We start from the raw sequence: 14,653 nt of genomic DNA, 5'->3' as shown, positions 1-14,653 counted from the left end.
GACCGTAGAATGCGGCCATGGACCCCCTCGTCGTGTGTCTCGTGATCTGCGCCGTCACGACCGCGCTGACCTGGCTCGCCTCCGTGATCACCCATGAGTACTCGTGGGTCGACCGCATCTGGTCGATCTCACCGGTGATCTACGTCTGGGTGTTCGCCGTGGCGGGCGCGTTCGACGCACGACTCGTGCTCATGGCCGTGCTGGTGACGGCATGGGGCATCCGTCTCACCTTCAACTTCGTACGAAAGGGCGGCTACCGCCCGGGCGGCGAGGACTACCGCTGGGCGGTGCTGCGGGGCCGGATGTCGGGATGGCGGTTCGGCCTCTTCAACCTGCTCTTCATCTCGATCTACCAGAACGCCCTCATCCTGCTGTTCTCCCTGCCGGCGCTCACGGCATTCGAGGCTGCGGGTATGCCGCTCGGCGCATGGGACCTCGTGCTCGCGGTGGTGTTCCTGGCCTTCCTCGCCGGGGAGGCGATCGCCGACCAGCAGCAGTGGGTGTTCCACCAGTGGAAGGCCGCTGAGCGTGCGGCCGGCCGCACGCCGCAGCCCGCGTTCCTGCAGTCGGGCCTCTTCCGGGTGTCGCGGCATCCGAACTTCTTCTTCGAGCAGGCGCAGTGGTGGGTCTTCTACGGCTTCGCGGTGGCAGCGACCGGCGTGTGGCTGCACTGGACCATCGCGGGCGCGGTCCTCCTGAGCGCGCTCTTCGTCGGCTCCACCGTCTTCACCGAGAGCATCTCCCGGGCGAGGTACCCCGACTACGACGGCTATCGCGCTCGCACCTCGGCGATCGTGCCGTGGTTCCCGCGCGGACTGAAGCCCCGCCCCGACGAACGCACCGCCTGACGCCGATCAGAGCCGCGCGGCGAGCGCCGGCCAGGCTTCGGCGAATCGCGGATGCAGCGCGAAGTCGGTGACGCGGTCGACGGGGATCCATCGCAGCTCGATGCTCTCAGGGTCGCTGACCACCGGCCCGAACCGCTGCGTCGCATCGGCGACCACCGTGGTGTACGACCAGTACCCGAGGTCGAGTACCGTGCTGAAGCGCACCTCGAGCAGCTCGGGCGGGACACCGGCCTCCTCGCCCGCCTCGCGCACGGCGGCGTCGACAGCGCTCTCGTGTTCGTGGCGCGCTCCACCCGGCATTCCCCAGGTGCCGCCGAAGTGGCTCCACTGGGCCCGGTGCTGCAGCAGCACCTCGAACCGCGGGCTCACCGCCAGGAGCCCCGCGGCCCCGTACGTGCCCCAGTATCGCGCCCCGTCTGGTCCCTCGACCCACGCGTCGCCGCTTGCACCGCTCACCACTCCAGCATGACGCACGCGAAGGCCGCACGACGACGCGGCGTAGGCTGTGCGACATGAACGGCGACTCCCCCGTGCGCATCGACGCGTGGCTGTGGGCCGTGCGGCAGTTCAAGACGCGGTCGGCCGCGACGTCGGCATGTCGAGCAGGGCATGTGCGGGTCAACGGCGAGCGGGCGAAAGCCGCGCAGCAGGTTCGACCGGGCGACGAGGTGCGCGTGCGCATCGAGGGGTTCGACCGCACGCTCATCGTGCGGCAGACACTCGTGAAGCGCGTGTCGGCGGCGGTCGCGGCGACCGCGGTGGAAGACCGCACGCCTCCGCCACCGCCGCGCGAGACGGTCGCCCAGGTCGCCATGCGCGACCGGGGCGCCGGTCGGCCGACGAAGCGGGAACGACGTGATCTGGAGCGCCTTCGCGGGCACTGAGGGTCGCGGCGTAGCCTGAGGAACGTGCACAAGGAACTCAGCCACGAACCCGACGCACGCCGCTACGTGCTCCGCGTCGACGGCGACACCGCGAGCGTGCTCGATTACCGGCTGCTCGGCGATTCAGTCGCCTTCACGCGTGCCTTCACCAACCCCCCGTACCGCGGCAGCGGCCTGGCGGGCGAGCTCGTCGCCTACGCCGTCGACGACGTCGAGGCGACCTCGACGCGGCGCATCGTCCCGAGCTGCTGGTACGTGGGCGAATGGTTCGACCGCCACCCCGACCGTCGGCAGCTCCTCGATGAGCGGATGACCTGATGGTCGCCGGCTACACGGCGGCACAGGTGCGGGCCGCTGAGGCCCCGCACCTCGCGCGTGGCGAGCCGTTGATGCTGATGGCGGCGTCCGGACTCGCCGACGTCGTGCGTGAGGTGCTCGCAGCGCGGGCTGCGTCGACGGATGCCTCGGTGCTCGTGCTCGCCGGCACGGGTGACAACGGCGGCGATGCCATGTTCGCCGCCGCAGAACTCGCGGTGCATGGCATCCGCGTCGACGTGGTGCCGACGGGCGCGCGGCTGCACGAGGCCGCCCGCGCGGCTGCGATCGCGGCGGGCGCTCTCGTGTGGGAGACGGCACTGCCCGAGGACCTCGCTGCGGCGGCATCCGAGGCCTCGGTACTCGTCGACGGGATCCTCGGCACCGGTACAAGTGCGGACCCCGCCCTTCGCGGCAGCGCCCGGGAGAGCGTCGCCGGGCTGCTGCCCGTGCTCGCCGAACGGAAGCGTCCGGTCGTCGTCGCGGTCGACCTGCCGAGCGGCATCCATCCCGACGACGGGTCGGTGCCCGACCGGGTGGTGCTGCGCGCCGACATCACGGTCACGTTCGGTGCGGCGAAGGCGGGACTCCTCATCGAGCCCGGCGCCGACTACGTCGGTGAACTGCGTGTCGTCGATCTCGGTCTCGGACCGGAGCTCGCCCGCGTCACACCGGTCGCGGAGCGGAGCTGACCGGGCTCAACCGGCCTCGCCGCTCATCGTGGCCGCTCCCCGGTCGGGCGGAGTCCGCGAGCCGCGCCGAAGCGCGTTTCGCGGCATCCGCCTCACCGGTCGACCGCATGGCGGCGCGGGTGAACCCTCGCCACGGCGGTCTCGAGGCGCGGGTTCAGCGCTTGCGGTGCGTGGCTTCGCTGACGGCGTCGTTCGCGCTGCGGCCTTCGACCTTGGCCTTCTTGTCGGCGCGCTTCTCTTTGAGGGTCTTGCTGGCGGCCGTCTTGGACGACGACTTCTTCGGCGACTTGTCTGACATGGATGACGCCCTTTGATCGGAGGCCCGGACGGCCCCGTGCGGGCAACCCTACGCGAGTTCCCTGAGGGGTCAGTACCAGTTCATCGACTGCGAGTGCGACCAGGCGCTGCACGGCGTTCCATATCCGCGCTGGATGTAGTCCAGGCCCCAGGCGATCTGGGTGGCGGCGTTGGTCTGCCAGTCGGCGCCGGCGGTCGCCATCTTGCTGCCCGGCAGGGATTGCGGGATGCCGGTCGCGCCGCTCGAGGCGTTGTAGGCCGTGTACGACCAGCCCGACTCCTTCTGCCAGAGCTTGTCCAGGCACTGGAACTGCGATTCGGTCCAGCCGTATCTGGACGCGGCGAGGTCACGGGCGGTGGCGCGCGCGCCGTCGGGGGTGTTCGCCCGGGCGAGCGCCTCGGCGGCTGCCTGCGCCTGCGCTGCCTGCACCCGGTCGAACTCGGCTGCCGCAGCCGCGGTCTTCGCGACCTCGGTGCGCGTCTGCTCCGTGAGGTCGATCACGGAGTCGATCGGCAGCGTCTCGTAGTCGCCGAGCGACGCGACGGATGCCGCGAGCCCCGAGGCGTCGACCTTGGTGCCGACGGCGGCGAGGGTCTCGTTCGCGACCGTGAGCGTGTCGGCGGCGGTGTCGAGCGTGCGTGCTGCAGCGATCGCGCTGTATGCGCCCAGCTGCTCGTGGCGGACCCCGCTGGTCTGGTTCAGGGCCGCCGTCGCGTCGATGCTGGCCTGCGTGGCGATCGCCGACTGCACGGTGAAGCCGGTGCCGACGACGAGACCCGCCGCGGCGATGGCGCCGGCGACCAGGAGCCGTCGCCGGCCGAGGCGGCGCCGGCGCAGACCGCGGCGCGAGTCGAGTTGCGCGGTCTGGGGGTCGAGGGCGGATTCGGGCGTGGGGGAAGCGGTGTTGTGCATAGGTTCAGAACTGCTCGGGATCGGGTTTCTGGTCAGGGGATGCCCCTCGAGCCGGGCACAAGTCAGCCACTCTGCCCGGGCAGACTGAACAAAACCTCAGTTCTTGCTGTGCAACTCATGAGACGCACGCCTGCGCGACGCGATACTGGGAGGATGCCCCGAGCCGATGCCGCCCTGATGCCCGAGTCCGCTACGCGCTGCCCCTGCCTCAGCGGTTCCGTGTTCGGCGAGTGCTGCGAACCCCTCGTCACCGGTGCACGGGATGCCCCCACGGCCGTGCAGCTCATGCGGTCGCGATTCACGGCGTACGCCATCGGGGCGTCCGACTACGTCAACGCCACGTGGCATCCGTCGACCCGGCCCGCGTCACTCGAGCTGGACCCCGCCGTGCGCTGGTACCGCCTCGATGTGCTCCGCACAGAACGGGGCGGGCCGCTCGACACGGCGGGGACGGTCGAGTTCCGCGCCTACTTCCGCGCCGGCGCGGAGCGGGGCGAGCTGCACGAGACGAGCAGGTTCACGCGCGAGGGACGTCGCTGGTTCTATCTCGACGGCGAGCTCTGAACGATCGCGCTCAGTCGCGTTCGGCGTCCGTGCCGAAGCCCTCGCGCATCGCGCGCTCCTCGGAGTCCTCGAGCTCCTCGAAGACCGTGATCTGGAGCCCGGCCGGGGCATCGAGGCGTGAGTTGAGCGACCGCCAAGGGGTGATCACCGGCTCCGCCACGACGAGCGCCCCCGCTTCGGCAAGACGCCGGGTCGTGCCGTCGGCGTCGACCACCTCGAACGCGAGCCGGATGTGCGGACTCGGCTTGCCGTCGGCCTCGAGCTCGTCGATCACGCGCTTGTGCCCGGGGCTCGCGATCTCGAGCGTCGCCCGGCCGGCATCGAGGATCGCGACCCGGTCGTCGCCGCCCTCGGCGTATGCGATGAGCTCGGGCATGCCGAGTCGATCGCGGTAGAACTCGACCGCGGCGTCGTAGTCGGCGGCTTCGACGACCACTCGCAGTTGCAGGACTGGGGGCAACGAGGCATCCGTCATGCTCGGATGATCTCAGATTCGCGCCCGCTGTGCAGCACCGGGCGACCGCATGTCAAGCCATGCCGCAGCCGCCGTAGCGACGTCTAGCATCCCCCCATGGATACCGAGTCGCCGCGGACGCGCGCACTGCCGGAGCTCGGGCGCCTCGACGAACTCGAGAGCCGTGTTCGAGCGCAGCGGGGCCTGCACGTGCGCTATTCCGAGGGCGTCGAGCACGACTTCGACGAACAGAGCATCGACGTCGAGAGCGGCCTCGTCCTTCCCGGGACTCTCGGCGAACCCGCTCGACCCGCAGCCGTGGTGGACCCGGCCGCTCGGCGACTGGCTCGCCCGGCAGCTGTGCCAGTACAAGCACCTTCGCGAACGCAATCCCGACCGCATCGCCTGGGTGCTGCGCGGACGCATCGTCGCGCGGGGCCCCGACGACGAGCCATTGCTTCGGGACGTCGAGCCGATCGCGCGGCTCTCGGCCGGGCTGCTCGACGAGGCCGAGCGTCGCTACGAGGCCAACTTCGCGGCCGGCCTCGGGCCGGAGGGCCCGGAGGACTGAGGCGCGCCTACCCCGCCGCGGCGGCAGGGTACGGCTGCTCCGCGAGCACCCGCGCGAGGTGCACGGCGTTGGCGACGAGGGTGGCGTTCGCCTGCTTCACCGGCTCGGGCGTCTCGTCGAGATCCTTGTAGTCGGTCTTCTCCATCGCGGCGCCGTTCCAGTACGTGCCGCCCTGCGCCGGCATCGTGAAGCCGACGTCGTTCAGCGCCTGGTGCAGGTCGGCGGTGATCTTGTGCGCGCCGTCTTCGTTGCCGAGCACGGCCGTCGCGGCGACGTGGCCGAAGAGAATCGGCCGCCCTTCATCGTCGGTCGTGCCGAGCTCGGCGTCGAGACGCTCCAGCACGCGCTGGGCGACGCTCGACATGTGGCCGAGCCAGGTGGGCGTGCAGATCACGAGGATGCCGGCGCCCAGGATGCGGGACCGCAAGGCCGGCCAGGCGTCTCCCGCGCCCATGTCGGCCTTGACACCGGGCGCGATGTCGAGGTCGACCACTCGCACGATGTCGCCGGCAGCGCCCTGCGCGGTGAATCCCTCGAGCAGTTGTTCGGCGAGCAGCTGGCAGCTGGACTCCTCTGGCGCGTGCTTCAGCGTGCAGTTCAGGATGAGCACTCGTTGTTCGGTGGCGCGCATCGCGGTCCCCTCCGGGCGCGGCACTCGCGCCCCATCCCCTTGGTATCGGGACGGGCGGCTGTCCTGAAGGGGTTGACACAGCTCAGGCGCCGTCGCGTGCCACCGGCCAGCAGCGGGTCGTCACCCCGATGGCATCCCACACGTTGATGGTCACGATCAGCGAGACGAGCGCCGCCGTGCGCTCTTCGCCGAAGATCCCGAGCACAGCCGCGAGGTCGTCTTCGGGCACATGCGTCTCGGACAGCCGGGTGACGGATTCGGTGAGGCGCAGGACGGCGCGTTCGGCGGCGGTGAACAAGCCCGAGTCCTGCCACACCACCACGGCGTGGAGTTTCTGCTCGGTCACTCCTGCCGCTCGGGCGTCCTTCGAGTGCAGGTCGACGCAGTAGACGCAGCCGTTGAGCTGGGAGGCACGCAGCGGCACCAGCTCGCGGAGCTGCGCGTCGATGCCGACTCGATCGAGTTCGGCGGTCGCCGCGTGGTCGAGTGAGGCGACAGCGCGTGCGAAGCGGGGCACGATCGCGTCGAAGTCGAGGCGGACGGGGATGTCGACGAGGGCATCGGTGATGGTCATGAGTCGACGGTACGACGCGATCGGCCCTCTGCTACAGTCCATTCTCATGTCGGATGAATGGGCCATTCTCGGTCTGGACCTGCACCTCGAGGTCGACGCGCAGCGCAAGTCCGACTCCCTCGAAACTGCGCTCCGCAGCGCCGTCCGCGACGGCCGCCTCGCGAGCGGCACTCGACTTCCGGCGAGCCGCACCCTCGCCGCCGATCTCGGGATCGCCCGCAACCTCGTCGCGGAGGTGTACGCCCGGCTGACTGCGGAGGGCTGGCTCGAGGCGCGCGTCGGCGCAGGGACATGGGTGGGTGACCGCGGTGGCCGCATCCGGTCGGCGCGCGAGCTGCCGCGCGTGTCCGAGCCGGCGAGCCTCGACCTGCGGGGAGGCATCCCCGACGCCTCGTCGTTCCCTCGCCGCGACTGGGCAGCGGCCGCTCGCCGGTCGGCACTCGACGCGCCGGCTCCGGCATTCGGCTACGGACCGCCGCGCGGCTCCCCAGCGCTCCGCAGCACGCTCGCCGAGTACCTCGCTCGCACGCGCGGCGTGTGGGCGACGCCGGATCGCGTCGTCGTGACGCGCGGGTTCGGCGCGGCGCTCGGGTTGACCGTGCGAGCCCTCGCTGCCCGCGGCGCTCGCCGCATCGCAGTCGAGGAGTTCGGACACGAGGCGCACCGCCGTATCATTCGCGCCGCTGGACTCGACGTGGTTCCGGTCGCGGTCGATGCCGACGGCGCAGCGGTGCGGGAACTCGACGCGCTCAGCGTCGACGCGGTGGTGTTGACGCCGGCGCACCAGTTCCCGACCGGTGCGGCACTTTCCCCGGCGCGGCGTCTCGATGTCGTCGCCTGGGCCGAGCGCACGGGCGCATTCGTGATCGAAGACGACTACGACGGCGAGTTCCGCTACGACCGGCGCGCAATCGGTGCGCTGCAGGCCCTCGCCCCCGAGCACGTCGTCTACGCGGGAACGGCGTCGAAGAGCCTGGCGCCGGCCGTCGGACTCGCCTGGGCCGTCGTGCCCGAGCGCCTCATCGACGACCTCGACGAGCAGGTGCTCGCGACCGGTGGGCTCGCCGACCTCGTGAACCAGGCGACGCTCGACGCCTTCATCGGAGCACACGCGTACGACCGGAACGTGCGGCGGCTGCGTGCGGAGTACCGTGCACGCCGGACGCGGCTCGAAGCCCGGGTCGCCGACGAGCTCGACGGATGCCGCGTCACCGGCATGCGAGCCGGGCTGCATTGCCTCCTCGAGCTGCCGCCGGCGACCGACGAGCAACGGGTGTCAGCAGTGGCCGATCGCCTCGGGGTCCGGCTCCACGGACTGGAGTCCTACCGGCTCGGCGATTCACGTCCGCGCCGCGGCCCCGCCATGGTCGTCGGGTACGGCGCGCCGCCGCCGCACCGTTTCGACGCCGCCCTCGACGGGGCGATCATCGCGGTGCGCTCGGCGCTCGGCGCTGCGCGGTGATCGCGCGGGCCGGATGCGCCGTCAGCCGGCGTCAGCGGCGCGCGATCGTCGAGCCCCGGATCACGAGCCGAACCGGCAGGTACTCGGTGCCCGACGGCTTCTCGTCGTCGAGCGCGGTGAACACTCGCTTGGCGGCGACGCGGCCGAGCTGCTGCAGGTTCGCATCGATGCTCGTGAGCTCTGGTCGTGAGTTCGTCGCGAGGATCTCCCAGTTGTCGTAGCCGATGACCGCGACGTCTTCGGGAACCCGACGACCGAGGTCGCGCAGGGTGTCGAGCACGCCGCGGGCGATCTGGTCGGAACCGCAGACGATGCCGTCGACGTCGGCGTGCTGGGTGAGCAGCATCGCGGCGGCGTCGCGCCCCCAGTGCTCCGACCAGATCGAGAACATCGCGTCGCCGACGAGCTCGAGTCCGGCGGCCTGGAGGCCGTCGCGGACTCCGAGGAGCCGGTCGCGCGCGGCGGCGTAGGCGGGGTCGCCGCTGATGTGCCCGATGCGGCTTCGACCACAGGAGATCAGGTGTTCGACCGCGAGGCGGCCGCCGGCTCGGTTGTCGGGCGTGATCGAGAGGTCGGCGGGATCGTCTGAGGGTGCGTAGGCGTAGACCACGGGAACCGGCAGATGCTGTCCGAGCGACGGCCGCGGATCGGTCTGGCGGCCGACCACGATGATGCCATCGACTCTGCGGTTCAGCAGCGCCTTGAGGTGATGCTGCTCGCGGATGGCGTCGCCACGGGCGTCGCAGAGGAACACGTTGACCTGCCCCGCGCCGAACGCGTCTTCTGCACCCATGAGGATCGGGATCACGAACCGACCCTCGAGATCGCTCGTGAGGAGCCCGACCGTGCCGGTTCGACCGGCGAGCAGGCTGCGGGCGAGCTGGTTCGGGGTGAACGAGATCTGCTCGGCCGCCTCGAGCACGCGCTTGCGAGTCGCGGGAGCCACTTCGTCGCGACCGTTGATGGCTTTCGACGCCGTGGCGATCGACACGCCGGCGAGGCGCGCCACATCGCTGAGCGTCGCAGCCCGACTGCTTCCCGCACCACCATCGACCCGCGCCATCGCGACCCCCTCCTTGTGACGCAAACGTTACCGGACCCGCCTCTTGACGCCGTCGGAATCCCAAGGGTAACGTACCGAAAAGCATTTCGGTATTTTCGAGCTTCTGCGCCGGAGTGTCCCAGCACCCGGGTTCACCCGAGCCCGCTCAACGACGAGTCAGAGGAGAGACCATGAGCATCACCACACGCCGGATGCGAAGAATCGCCGGCGTCCTCATCGCCGGCGCAGTGATCGGCGGCCTGTCGGCCTGCGCCGGTGGCGACGGCGGCGGCAGCGCAGCACCTGAGAGCATCGGCCCCGAGGGCGTCGACGACGGCTCGACATTGACACTCTGGACCCGCGCTCCGCTCGAGAAGCAGGCGAAGCTCCTCGTCGAGGCGTACAACGACTCGCACGACAACCAGGTCGAACTCACCGTCGTGCCGAACGACGACTACGTCGCGAAGGTGGGCGCCGCAGCCGGCTCCGGCGGCCTCCCCGATCTCTTCGCCGCCGACATCGTCTACGTGCCGAACTGGGTGGAGCAGGGCCTCTTCCAGGACATCTCCGCCCAGATCGACGACCTCGACTTCAAGGACGAGATCAACGCGGGTCACCTCTCGGCGGGCACCGTCGACGGCAAGGAGCACGTGCTGCCCTTCGTGCTCGACCTCTCGATGATGTTCTGGAACAAGGAGCTCTTCGCCGAGGCCGGCCTCGACCCCGAGGTCGCACCGGCCAACCTGCAGGAGTTCGCCGATGCCGCGAAGGCGATCCAGGCCCTGAACAAGCCCGACACCTACGGCACGGCCACCGGACTGAACTGCGGCGGATGCCTCGTCTTCACGTGGTTCCCGAGCGTGTGGGCCGACGGCGAAGAGGTGCTCTCCGACGACGGCGCCGAGTCGCTCCTGGCGAGCGACACCGCGACATCGATCTACGAGACCTGGAAGGACCTCTGGGACTCGGGTGCCGTGCTCCCCTCCTCGCAGGATGAGGCGGGTCCGACGTGGACCGCGGGCTTCACCGAGGGCAAGGTCGGGCTCATGTTCTATCCGGCCACCCTGCTCTCGTCGACGCCGTTCGACGCCGGCGTTGCCGGCATCCCCGGCCCCGAGGGCGGCGCCTCGACGTTCGTCGGCGGCGACGGCATCGGCATCTCGAAGGACTCGGACAAGGCCGCGCAGGCGTGGAACTTCCTGAACTGGATGATGTCGGAGGACGCGCAGGTCGGCGTGCTCGCGCAGAACAAGGACGTCGTGTCCCGCTCGGACCTCGCGAACAACGAGTTCTCCGACCAGGATCCGCGCCTCGTGGAGATCAACGAGGTCGCTGCAGCCGGCGACACCCCCGTCGCGCTGAACTTCCAGCAGGCCTTCAACGCACCGAACAGCCCGTGGCTCACACTCGTGCGCAACGCGGTACTGGGTGACGGGACATCCGTCGACGCCGACAACGACGAGATCACCGCGGTGCTCTCGCAGTAATCGGACGAAGACCGGCCGGCACTCGGTTCGACCGCCGGGTGCCGGCCTCCCGCCCTCTGAAAGGCTCCACCATGACTGCCACGCTCCCGACCGCGGCACCACCCGCGGCTCCACCCGGCCGAACGCGCCGGCGCCGCACGGGCGGCGCCCTCGCCGGTTGGCTGTACGCCACCCCCACGACCCTGTTCGTACTGCTGCTCTTCGTGCTGCCGCTGCTGCTCGTGCTGCAGATGTCGGCCTCGGACTGGCCCCTGCTCAGCGGCAACCAGGGCGTGAACTTCCCCGAGAACTACCAGGACGCGGTGTCCAACCGCTTCTTCTGGGACTCCGTGGTCTTCACGCTGAAGTACACGATCCTGACGACGATCATCCTGCTCGCCCTGAGCCTCGGCCTCGCGCTGCTCGTACAGGAGTCGAGTCGCTGGAAGGGCCTGCTGCGCACCTCCTTCCTCATCCCGAGCGCACTCGGCCTGGCATCCGCCTCGCTCCTCTTCTACGTGATCTACTCGCCGATCGCGGGCCCCTTCGCGGAGCTGATGGAGGCGTGGGGATTCACGTTCCTCGGCACGCCCGACGGCGCGCTGTGGTCGACGATCTTCCTGATCGTGTGGCGCTACGCGGGCTTCTACATGCTGCTGATGCTCGTGGGACTGCAGGGCATCTCCGAGGACGTCTACGAGGCGGCCCGCATCGACGGGGCGTCGCGCTGGCAGACGTTCCGCGACGTGACCCTGCCGCTGCTGAAGCCCACCCTGGCACTGACGACCGTGCTCTGCATCACGGGTTCGCTGCTCGCGTTCGAGCAGTTCTACATCCTCACGAAGGGCGGCCCGGACAACTCCACGATCACGATCGTGCAGCTCATCTACAGCGTGGCGTTCCAGGGCCCGAACAACCTCGGCGTCGCCGGGGCGCTCTCGGTGATCGTGCTGCTCGCCCTCGTCGTGATCAACATCGCGCAGATCCGCGCATTCGGCCGCAAGGTGGAGGACTGATGAGCATCGACACCGAGCCCACGACGACGCGGGCGATCGTGACGGATGCCGCGACCACGGGCGCTCGCGAGCATCGCGTCGCGCGGCGGCATCCGCCGGCCTCGTTCGCGGGCATCGCCCTGCGCACTCCGGGATGGGTGCTCACCGGCGCACTCGCCCTCATCTTCCTGTACCCGCTGATCTGGACGGCGATCTCGTCGGTCTCGCCCAGGGCCGGCACCAACCAGGTCGACGGCTGGGGCATGGGCAACTACGCGACCCTCGCGAACTACCAGGCGGGCATCTGGGTCTACATCGGCAACTCGCTCTTCGTCTCGCTGCTCACGGTGCTGCTCACCCTCGTGGTGTCGCTGCTCGGCGGGTACGCGTTCGCGCGGTTCCGCTTTCCGGGCAAGGACGTGCTGTTCCTCGCGACGCTCGCGATCCTGATGGTGCCGTACGCGACGCTGCTCATCCCGCTCTACGTGCTGCTGAACATCGTCGGCCTCTCGAACTCCCTCGTGGGGGTCGCGCTCGTGCTCACGATGTTCCAGCTGCCGTTCTCGACCTTCATGATGCGCATCTCGTTCGAGTCGATCCCACGTGAGCTCGACGAGGCGGCCATGGTCGACGGATGCTCCAGCTTCGGCGCGCTGTGGCGGGTGCTGATCCCGGCGGTCAAGCCGGGGCTGATCACCGTCGGCCTCTTCGCGTTCCTCGCCGCGTGGAACGACTTCTTCGCGCCGCTGATCCTGATCAACGACTCGAACCGGATGACGCTGCCGCTCGCGATCACGAACCTCAGGGGCCAGGTGCAGGGCGTCGTCGACTACGGCGCCACCGAAGCCGGTGTCGTGGTGCTCGCGCTGCCGTGCATCCTGCTCTTCCTGATCCTTCAACGACACTACGTGCGCGGCTTCATGTCGGGCGCCTTCAAGGGATGAACATGACCGTCACCACCCGTACACCGTCGGCGCCCGTCGCGCCGTCCCATTCGCGCCTGCGACCGCTCGGACTCGACGAGGTCGCCATCCGCGGCGGATTCTTGGGGCGAACGCCAGGACGTCAACGGTCGGGCCACGCTCGGACACATCGCCGGCTGGCTCGAGCGCGAGGGCTGGCTCGGGAACTTCGACCTCGCGGCATCCGGTCGCCTCCCCGAAGGCCGCCGCGGGCGGGAGTTCTCCGACTCCGAGGTCTACAAGTACCTCGAGGCGGTGGCATGGGAGATCGCCCGTCGGGGTGGTGACGAAGAACTCGAGGCGCGGTTCCGCGCCGTCGTCGCCCGGGTCGCGGCCGCGCAGGATTCCGACGGCTACCTGAACACGAAGTTCGGCCGGCCGGGCCAGGACCCGCGGTGGTCGGACCTCGAATGGGGACACGAGCTGTACTGCCTCGGGCATCTCTTCCAAGCCGCCGTGGCCAGGGCGCGCACCAGCCCCGACGCCGACGACGGGCTCGTCGCGCTCGCTCGCCGCGCCGCCGACCTCGTGTGCGACGTCTTCGGCGAGGGCGGCATCGAGTCGGTGTGCGGTCACGCCGAGATCGAGGTCGGTCTCGTCGAGCTCGCCCGTGCGACGGGCGAGCAGCGGTACCTGCGGCAGGCGCAGCTGTTCGTCGAACGGCGAGGCACGGGCGTGCTGGCGGACGTCGAATGGGGTCGCTCGTACTTCCAGGACGACATCCGGGTCCGCGATGCCGACGTGCTTCGCGGACACGCGGTTCGGGCGAACTACCTCGCAGCCGGCGCCGTCGACCTCGCGGTGGAGACGGCCGACGAGGGGCTCCTCGGCGCCCTCGAACGGCAATGGACGAACACCGTCGCCCGTCGCACGTACGTGACGGGCGGGCAGGGCTCGCACCATCAGGACGAGGCGTTCGGCGACGACTTCGAGCTCCCGTCCGATCGCGCCTACTCCGAGACGTGCGCGGGCGTGGCTTCCGTCATGTTCAGTTGGCGCATGCTGCTCGCGCACGGCGATGCGCGGTACGCCGATCTCATCGAGCGCACCCTCTTCAACGTCGTCGCCACGTCGCCGTCGGCCGAGGGCACCGCGTTCTACTACGCGAACACGCTGCACCAGCGCCAGCCGGGCGAGGTCGCGGATCCCGACGAGGTGTCGCCGCGGGCGTCGTCATCGCTGCGCGCGCCGTGGTTCGAGGTGTCGTGCTGCCCGCCGAACGTGGCGCGCACGTTCGCGAGCCTCGCGGCCTACGTGGCGACGGCCGACGCCGACGGCGTGCAACTGCATCAATACGCCCCCGCGTCGATTCGCACGACGCTCGACGACGGCCGCGAGATCGCACTCGAGGTCGAAACCTCCTACCCGGCCGAAGGCTCGGTGCGGGTGCGGGTGCTGACGGATGCCGCGGAGCCGTGGACCCTCTCCCTCCGCGTTCCCGCGTGGGCGGCGTCGGCGAAGCTCGTGGTGCGGATCAGCGGCGAGGAGCTCGTGCAGACGTGGCAGGTTGCGCCCGGCATGGTCTCCTACTCCCACGCTTTCTCGGCGGGCGACGTCGTGGAGCTCGAGTTCCCGGTCTCGCCGCGGTTCACCTCGCCCGACCCGCGCATCGACGCCGTGCGCGGCTGCCTCGTGGTCGAACGCGGCCCAGAGGTCTTCGCGCTCGAGTCGATCGATCTCGTCGAGGCGGGCGTCGCTGCGACGGATGTCGCCGACATCGTGCTCGACGCGTCGGTGCCGCCGCGCGAGGTCGATGGGCGCGTCCTCGTCACCGTGCGGGAGCGGCACCCCGCGATCGGGCCGTGGCCCTACGGCGACGAGACCGGCACGGCGCCGGTCGGGACATCCGGTCATGAAGTCGCGCTCGTGCCGTACCACGAATGGGCGGAGCGCGGGCCGTCGACGATGCGGGTGTGGATCCCGGCCACGTAGCGACGGCGAGCCGGCGGCCGGCTGAGCCGGGCGTCAGCCGAGCCGGGCGTC

At 70.2% G+C, this 14,653-nt stretch carries 18 protein-coding genes and 1 pseudogene; 12 read left to right on the top strand and 7 right to left on the bottom strand.

The genetic code is table 11. The annotated features are described in order from the left end of the window. The first annotated feature begins 17 nt into the window (after positions 1 to 17). Entirely contained in the window at positions 18 to 848 is an 831-nt protein-coding gene (locus QFZ26_RS17115; RefSeq protein ID WP_307044254.1) for a DUF1295 domain-containing protein, read from the top strand. A 6-nt stretch (positions 849 to 854) separates the two neighbouring features. On the opposite strand, the gene QFZ26_RS17110 is transcribed toward QFZ26_RS17115, so the two are convergent. Beyond that, complete coding sequence (locus tag QFZ26_RS17110; RefSeq protein WP_307044252.1) at positions 855 to 1,304, bottom strand: NUDIX domain-containing protein; 450 nt, start codon at positions 1,302 to 1,304, stop codon at positions 855 to 857. 56 nt (positions 1,305 to 1,360) lie between these two features. Here QFZ26_RS17110 and QFZ26_RS17105 point away from each other — a divergent pair, with 56 nt between their 5' ends. The 3 genes from QFZ26_RS17105 to QFZ26_RS17095 are packed head-to-tail and all read left to right on the top strand — an operon-like array spanning position 1,361 to position 2,739. Next, positions 1,361 to 1,732 carry an RNA-binding S4 domain-containing protein gene (locus QFZ26_RS17105; protein WP_307044249.1) on the top strand — a complete coding sequence of 124 codons (372 nt, stop codon included), beginning with the start codon at positions 1,361 to 1,363 and terminating at the stop codon, positions 1,730 to 1,732. 24 nt (positions 1,733 to 1,756) lie between these two features. Then, positions 1,757 to 2,050: a GNAT family N-acetyltransferase gene (locus tag QFZ26_RS17100; protein ID WP_307044247.1), complete on the top strand. Its 294-nt coding sequence runs from the start codon at positions 1,757 to 1,759 to the stop codon at positions 2,048 to 2,050. Next, positions 2,050 to 2,739 carry an NAD(P)H-hydrate epimerase gene (locus tag QFZ26_RS17095; RefSeq protein WP_307044245.1) on the top strand — a complete coding sequence of 230 codons (690 nt, stop codon included), beginning with the start codon at positions 2,050 to 2,052 and terminating at the stop codon, positions 2,737 to 2,739. Before QFZ26_RS17100 ends, QFZ26_RS17095 begins: the two co-directional genes overlap by 1 nt. Before the next feature lie 154 nt (positions 2,740 to 2,893). On the opposite strand, the gene QFZ26_RS17090 is transcribed toward QFZ26_RS17095, so the two are convergent. Then, entirely contained in the window at positions 2,894 to 3,037 is a 144-nt protein-coding gene (locus QFZ26_RS17090) for a hypothetical protein (RefSeq protein WP_307044243.1), read from the bottom strand. A 69-nt stretch (positions 3,038 to 3,106) separates the two neighbouring features. Continuing rightward, on the bottom strand, positions 3,107 to 3,949 hold the full coding sequence (locus QFZ26_RS17085) for a hypothetical protein (protein WP_307044241.1): 843 nt from the start codon (positions 3,947 to 3,949) through the stop codon (positions 3,107 to 3,109). A 153-nt stretch (positions 3,950 to 4,102) separates the two neighbouring features. On the opposite strand from QFZ26_RS17085, the gene QFZ26_RS17080 reads away from it, so the two are divergent. After that, the gene (locus tag QFZ26_RS17080; RefSeq protein ID WP_307044239.1) at positions 4,103 to 4,513 is read left to right on the top strand and encodes a YchJ family protein; all 411 of its coding nucleotides are present in this window, start codon (positions 4,103 to 4,105) and stop codon (positions 4,511 to 4,513) included. Positions 4,514 to 4,523: 10 nt separating this feature from the next. On the opposite strand, the gene QFZ26_RS17075 is transcribed toward QFZ26_RS17080, so the two are convergent. After that, the gene (locus tag QFZ26_RS17075; RefSeq protein ID WP_307044237.1) at positions 4,524 to 4,988 is read right to left on the bottom strand and encodes a VOC family protein; all 465 of its coding nucleotides are present in this window, start codon (positions 4,986 to 4,988) and stop codon (positions 4,524 to 4,526) included. A gap of 96 nt (positions 4,989 to 5,084) precedes the next feature. Between QFZ26_RS17075 and QFZ26_RS17070 the strand changes: the two are divergent. Beyond that, positions 5,085 to 5,210, top strand: a pseudogene (locus tag QFZ26_RS17070) (hypothetical protein); the annotation flags it as partial. Beyond that, the gene (locus QFZ26_RS17065; RefSeq protein ID WP_307044235.1) at positions 5,152 to 5,538 is read left to right on the top strand and encodes a DUF6098 family protein; all 387 of its coding nucleotides are present in this window, start codon (positions 5,152 to 5,154) and stop codon (positions 5,536 to 5,538) included. The pseudogene QFZ26_RS17070 and the gene QFZ26_RS17065, both read left to right, overlap by 59 nt. 7 nt (positions 5,539 to 5,545) lie before the next feature. On the opposite strand, the gene QFZ26_RS17060 is transcribed toward QFZ26_RS17065, so the two are convergent. After that, positions 5,546 to 6,169 (bottom strand): flavodoxin family protein, encoded by a 624-nt coding sequence (locus tag QFZ26_RS17060; RefSeq protein WP_307044233.1) that lies wholly within the window; start codon positions 6,167 to 6,169, stop codon positions 5,546 to 5,548. An 82-nt stretch (positions 6,170 to 6,251) separates the two neighbouring features. Then, positions 6,252 to 6,743 (bottom strand): carboxymuconolactone decarboxylase family protein, encoded by a 492-nt coding sequence (locus tag QFZ26_RS17055; protein WP_307044230.1) that lies wholly within the window; start codon positions 6,741 to 6,743, stop codon positions 6,252 to 6,254. 46 nt (positions 6,744 to 6,789) lie between these two features. On the opposite strand from QFZ26_RS17055, the gene pdxR reads away from it, so the two are divergent. Further along, entirely contained in the window at positions 6,790 to 8,205 is a 1,416-nt protein-coding gene (gene pdxR, locus QFZ26_RS17050; protein ID WP_307044229.1) for a MocR-like pyridoxine biosynthesis transcription factor PdxR, read from the top strand. Between the two features lie 31 nt (positions 8,206 to 8,236). Here pdxR and QFZ26_RS17045 read toward each other — a convergent pair whose 3' ends face one another. Then, positions 8,237 to 9,268: a LacI family DNA-binding transcriptional regulator gene (locus tag QFZ26_RS17045; protein ID WP_307044226.1), complete on the bottom strand. Its 1,032-nt coding sequence runs from the start codon at positions 9,266 to 9,268 to the stop codon at positions 8,237 to 8,239. Between the two features lie 170 nt (positions 9,269 to 9,438). On the opposite strand from QFZ26_RS17045, the gene QFZ26_RS17040 reads away from it, so the two are divergent. From QFZ26_RS17040 to QFZ26_RS17025, 4 genes are all read left to right on the top strand, one after another. Further along, positions 9,439 to 10,734 carry an ABC transporter substrate-binding protein gene (locus QFZ26_RS17040; protein WP_307044224.1) on the top strand — a complete coding sequence of 432 codons (1,296 nt, stop codon included), beginning with the start codon at positions 9,439 to 9,441 and terminating at the stop codon, positions 10,732 to 10,734. 71 nt (positions 10,735 to 10,805) lie between these two features. After that, on the top strand, positions 10,806 to 11,729 hold the full coding sequence (locus QFZ26_RS17035; RefSeq protein WP_307044222.1) for a carbohydrate ABC transporter permease: 924 nt from the start codon (positions 10,806 to 10,808) through the stop codon (positions 11,727 to 11,729). Then, positions 11,729 to 12,652: a carbohydrate ABC transporter permease gene (locus QFZ26_RS17030; protein WP_307044220.1), complete on the top strand. Its 924-nt coding sequence runs from the start codon at positions 11,729 to 11,731 to the stop codon at positions 12,650 to 12,652. The genes QFZ26_RS17035 and QFZ26_RS17030 overlap by 1 nt, the downstream gene beginning before the upstream one ends. Positions 12,653 to 12,925: 273 nt before the next feature. Then, positions 12,926 to 14,602 (top strand): glycoside hydrolase family 127 protein, encoded by a 1,677-nt coding sequence (locus QFZ26_RS17025; RefSeq protein WP_307044218.1) that lies wholly within the window; start codon positions 12,926 to 12,928, stop codon positions 14,600 to 14,602. Positions 14,603 to 14,653 lie beyond the last annotated feature (51 nt).

The organism is Agromyces ramosus (assembly GCF_030817175.1).
Lineage (GTDB): Bacteria > Actinomycetota > Actinomycetes > Actinomycetales > Microbacteriaceae > Agromyces > Agromyces ramosus_A.
The sequence above is the reverse complement of the archived record's forward strand: the minus strand, read 5'-3'. Positions and strand labels throughout refer to the sequence as shown.